The organism is Bradyrhizobium sp. NAS80.1, from assembly GCF_001908205.1.
GTDB lineage: Bacteria > Pseudomonadota > Alphaproteobacteria > Rhizobiales > Xanthobacteraceae > Bradyrhizobium.
Genome location: NZ_LGHL01000269.1, coordinates 1 through 5,102 on the forward strand (window position 1 = coordinate 1; position 5,102 = coordinate 5,102).

Below are 5,102 nucleotides of genomic sequence, written 5' to 3' on the forward strand. Positions count from 1 at the left end.
TGAAGCCACGTGCTAGCTTAAGCGCTAGAACCGCCTTGGACGAATAACTTCTTCTATCGCGCTCAAGCGCCTTGGCGTTTTCACACAGCCAAGACCCTCAACGGACATTGCGGCCACCAGCTTCTGCCGAATATGCCGCGCCCAGCCCGCGCAGGGCCTCTTTTGAGTGGGCGTGGGATGGTGTAATCTTTCCGTCAAGCTGCTCTTCGAGGCGGGATGAGCCGAGATTCTCCGTTAGGACCGAGTGGGCAGCGCGAATGCTCTCGGCAGGCATCGCATTCTCCGAACTGCCGACAATCCTTTTGTGCCGGTCTCTCACTGAGCGTTCGCAGTGCGCGCGGGCGATCGCGAAGTACAACAAACTCGCGAACCCGAGGGATTAAACGTGCGAACTATCGTGAGCGTAAGTCCCCAAGGCCCGCGCCACCAACATGTAGGGAGGGAACTATGCGCTGGTCATATCTAGTTCTGCCCGCTGCAATCATTTTGTCATTCGGCATCGCGTCTAAGGCCGCCACAGAAGAAAACGCTGAAGACTTCATGGGCATTCATAAGATAGAAATCATCTTCCATGAAGCGGGCACAACTAAGAATCTCGATCTAATGCTGTCGTTATTTGCAGACGACGCGAAACTGACATCCGGCGGAAAAACCTATCAAGGGAAGGATGAGATAAGGAGCTATTGGCAGTCCGCTGGAACGTTCCAGCCTCAGAACCAGTGGGTCGCGTACACACCTGCCTTTCGGATTAAGTACGCCGTGGAAGGTGACAGTGCGCACTTATACTTCGAGTGCCTCTATGTGGATAAGGTGAAGAAAGAGATAGCCGCCCACACTAACTCGGACGACGCCCTAATCCGGGTCAAAGGCAAATGGCTCATCAAAGAAATGAAGGCGAGTTCTGTGCCTGAACTCTGAGCTGGACGCCCGAAGGCGCTGACACAATGGCGCACGCTCGATTTTCTACCGCTGTGGAGGAAAAACTCACTCCAGCAAGCGCTTCAGCACTGGCGATCAAAGGCCGCCGGGCATGATGTACCTGGAGCGGAAACTTGGCCGCCTGATGCCGCAACATAGTCGCGCCTGAACGCGTGGCCCTCGCCGGTCTCGTCCGACCGTGGTCGCCGGGCTTGCGGCAACAGCGGGAGGGGCCTGCTCGAAGCGCTTGCGAGTTTCCGTCATGACTGCTTATGGCCCTTCGCGTCATTTCGTTGCCGCGCAGCAATTAGGTCGCTTTCGGGGAAGAGCAGACATCGAACGGCGGCCGAAACCCGCAGAGTCGGTCGAGAATGACCCACAAGAGACATGACTGACGGCCCTACCGTCGGGCTCTTACGGTTCACGTTGCTGGCGTGGCGTTCGACGCCTGTGTTGGGCCTTGATCCGGCGCTTTTGGGCAATCGATGAATGGCGTCGTGGAAGCGAATGCCGCTTGGCAGCGCTCACCAGGGAGACTGGGTGATGTCCGGCCTCCGCAACGTCTGACCTTCTACAAGACCCATCGCTAGCGCCCGCTACGCAAGGCGCGTAGACTGTGCTGTAGCCATCCGGGAGCTAAGCATGGGCACGGAGCGCCTAGAGCGGCGGCTCACAGCCATCCTCGCCGCTGATGTCGCGGGCTACACTAGGCTGACTGGCATGGACGAGGAGGGCACGCACCTTCAGTTGAAGGAACATCTGCGTGTTCTCGTTGATCCCAAGGTCAGCGAGCACCGAGGACATGTTGTCAAGAACACCGGCGACGGAATATTGGCCGAATTCAACAGCGTAGTCGACGCCGTGCGCTGCGCCATCGACGTTCAGCGCGGCATGGCTGAACGCAATGCCAGTCTGCCGCAGGAGAAGAGAATCGAGTTCCGCATTGGCATCAATGTTGGTGATGTCATCATAGATTGCGGTGACATATTCGGTGATGGAGTAAACGTAGCGGTGCGTCTGGAAGGTATCGCGGAGCCGGGCGGCATCTGTGTTTCGAATCCAGTTCAGGAGTACGTACGAGGCCAATTCGAGATTCCCTTCGAGGACGTAGGCGAGCAATGGCTCAAGAACATTGATAGGCCAATACATGCCTACGCGATCAAGATTGGTGCGCAGGCCTCGCTTGCGCCAAGCAACGGCATGCCCCCTGTATCGAGCGTGCCGCGCCTTTCCATGATCGTACTGCCGTTTGTCAATCTCAGCGGCGATCCAGGGCAGGATTATTTCGTAGATGGCGTCACCGAAGACCTTACCACAGAGCTATCCCGCCTCGCTGGCTCCTTCGTGATCGCGCATAGCACTGCCTTTACCTTCAAGGGCAAGTCGGTGGACGTAAAGCAGGTCGCGCGTGAACTCGGCATTCGCTACGTGATTGAAGGCAACGTCCGAAAGGCGGGTCAGCGCGTGCGGGTTGGCGTCCAGCTGATCAATGCCGAAAATGGTACTCATCTATGGGCTGATCGGTTCGATCGAGAAATTTCAGAGCTTCTCGAGCTGCAGGATGCAATCACCGTCGAGCTCGCGCACGCGCTCGACGTGCAGCTTATTGAAGCCGAGAGCCGTCGCAGCGAGCGTTCGACAAATCCAGATGCGGTAGACTTGGTGATGCGCGCTCGCGCACATCTCTACCACGGTGTGTCTCGCTCAAACACCGTCGCGGCGATTCAGCAATATAGAGCGGCGTTGCAGCTGGCCCCTGACGACGTTCGGGCGCTAGCAGAGTTGGCGGACGTGCTAGCAAGTAACATCGCGAGCTTGTGGAGCGAAGCGCGCGACGAAGACCTACGTCAGGCTGAGGCCATGTCGGCACGGGCTCTGGCCTTGGATCCATCTGACCCGTACTGCCACCACGTTGTGGGGATCGTGCTTTCTCTACAACAGCGCTTCCGGGAAGCTATCGACGAATTCGAAGCGGCGATCCGGCTCAACCCGAATTTGCACTTCGCGCACTGTGGCCTTGGTTCTGCGAAGGTTCTTTCGGGCCTCGGTGAGGAGGCCCTGGTACATTTCACCGACTTCATCCGCCTCAGTCCACGCGACCCGTTTTTGTTCCGAGGGTACAGCGGCATTGGCTGGGTCCAATTTCTGCTTGGCGACGATGTCCGAGCAATTGCGATGCTGCGCAAGGCGATTGGCTTGAGCCCAAACTATTCTTTGGCTCACCTATGTCTCGCTGCCGCTCACGGCATGAAGGGTCACGCCGACGAGGCGAGCGCTGCACTCGTCAACTATCTCCGGACTGGCCCGTCCGCTCGGACGATTCGCGAACTACAATTTCTTCGTCCGTCCAAGCATCCATCTTACCTAGCCAAGTGCGAAAGATTATACGAAGGGCTGCGCAAGGCGGGGATGCCAGAGAGGTGAATCCGCTACGCCGGACCCGCCGTTGAATCGCGTGCGATTGTCGAAAATAGTCCTACAGGGATAGCACGCAGGAACGGCCGCTTCTGGCCCATCGCGTCTTTTCGCTGCAAAGCAGCGCCTCGGTCGCTTTCAGGTCGAAGCGGACATCGGCTGGCAGGGAGGACCGGCTGGCTCAGTCGAGAATGACCCATAGCAGTCTTAGCGACCGTGTCACGTTTAGCGCCAGCGAACTAAGTTGGCATAGGTCTCCATGATTGATCGCGGCGTTGTGACAGTGCATTCATGGCTGGTTGTCGGCCTTGCTGGATTATCCGCAACACCAATCCAGGTCAGCAATCGCTTGCGGTCATTCCAGACCAAATCGAATTGGCCGGAGCGACCGGCGACCGTGAATCTAATGGAGTCGTCGTCGGCCCCAGTGATGTTGCCCGACATGATCTCGGCCGCGGATTGAGTCTCCAGGACTACTATTCTCGTGGAGCGATCCAGAGTGACGAAATATGGGCTGTACTGGCCCGGGCAGGCGAGCGAAAAGGTATCAACCGGGTCGAGACGTTTCGGGTCGAATTGCTCGGGTTGGCGGAATACTGACAGCATTGTCCTGCCGGGCACCTCCGCGCAGACGTGTTGCAGCAAAGGTCTTCCCAGTTCATGCGCCGGCATTCCCGGCCACGTCATCACATTGCGCTTCCGATTGAAGGAAAGAAGAATACGTCCTCCATCAGCCCTGAGGCTGAGGTCCAGTTGTGCGTCGGTTACCGCGATGATCTCGCCAGGCAGTTTGTTTCCACCGGGGTTCTCATACACAAAGTGATTTGTCACGAGGTCGTAGGTTACAAAGTACGGCTGCTGCCGATCGTAATATTTGCCATCGCAACGAATAGATGTTGGTGCGGCTTCCGCCTGCATGGCGCAAGCGAAAACGATGAAAAGTGATACCGCGAGATGGCGCATTTTGCTCACTAGCCTAAGTGCCACTATATGTTGTATCAATCGTATATGCTCCGCTAACGCGAAGTCGAACTTTAAGACGATTTCCGAAATGTCGCATAGCGGAACGCCGCTTTAACCGTGGGCGGCACTTCCGCATATGGCCCAAATGCGAAGCGTCGTCTGGATGGGGCGAAGTCCGCTTTCAGGGGCCAAACCGGAAGACATTTGCTCGGCTGGGTTCTCCTCAGTTTGACCCACAGCGGGCATCCGGTGGACTGAGCAGTCTCCCCTACACGGCTTAGGGGTTGGTCTTAATTCGGTGCTCGCCGAGCGTTCCGGTTACCGTTATCGGCTCGACTGGCCCGAGCCGTCTCCGCACGAGCCGTACAGCGTCGATGTAGGGACTTGACGCACGATGCCGCTCCAAATCAGAGCAAAGCGCATCCACTGCCGCCTTATCAAAATCGATTTCGGGTGGGTCTAGCTGCAAGTCGGTCTCGACCACAAGAACCGTCTTCGTGCCATTCGCGTCAATGACGTATTCGACATCAACGGAGAGCGCGTTTCGGTCGGTTATCATATGAACCTCATGATGAAGGCGGTGGGCGGCCTCCTCATATCAGGACCCACTTGCGATGTCGCCTGTTGGCCCATCGCGTCGTTTCGTTGCCGCGCATAAGTAGGTCGCTTTCGGTGGACTCAACCGGTCGGTGCAACACTCTAATTTTTTAGCAAAGATGGAGTGTGGGCATGAAGCGGCGACGTAGCATCTATTATTCTGCGGTTCAGGGGTCTGAGATCTGGGATCGCTGGCAGGCTGGCGAGTC

The 5,102-nt window shown here is 57.2% G+C and carries 4 protein-coding genes; 2 read left to right on the forward strand and 2 right to left on the reverse strand.

What is annotated here, in order from left to right:
* Positions 1-447 precede the first annotated feature (447 nt).
* On the forward strand, positions 448-918 hold the full coding sequence (locus tag AC629_RS40975; protein WP_168195713.1) for a YybH family protein: 471 nt from the start codon (positions 448-450) through the stop codon (positions 916-918).
* A 642-nt stretch (positions 919-1,560) separates the two neighbouring features.
* The gene (locus AC629_RS40980; RefSeq protein WP_084810346.1) at positions 1,561-3,342 is read left to right on the forward strand and encodes an adenylate/guanylate cyclase domain-containing protein; all 1,782 of its coding nucleotides are present in this window, start codon (positions 1,561-1,563) and stop codon (positions 3,340-3,342) included.
* A gap of 216 nt (positions 3,343-3,558) precedes the next feature.
* Here AC629_RS40980 and AC629_RS40985 read toward each other — a convergent pair whose 3' ends face one another.
* Both AC629_RS40985 and AC629_RS40990 read right to left on the reverse strand, forming a co-directional pair.
* A complete protein-coding gene (locus AC629_RS40985) occupies positions 3,559-4,296 on the reverse strand; it encodes a hypothetical protein (protein WP_143199843.1) in 738 nt (245 codons plus the stop codon).
* Positions 4,297-4,573: 277 nt separating this feature from the next.
* A complete protein-coding gene (locus AC629_RS40990; RefSeq protein ID WP_084810348.1) occupies positions 4,574-4,855 on the reverse strand; it encodes a hypothetical protein in 282 nt (93 codons plus the stop codon).
* Positions 4,856-5,102: the final 247 nt, after the last annotated feature.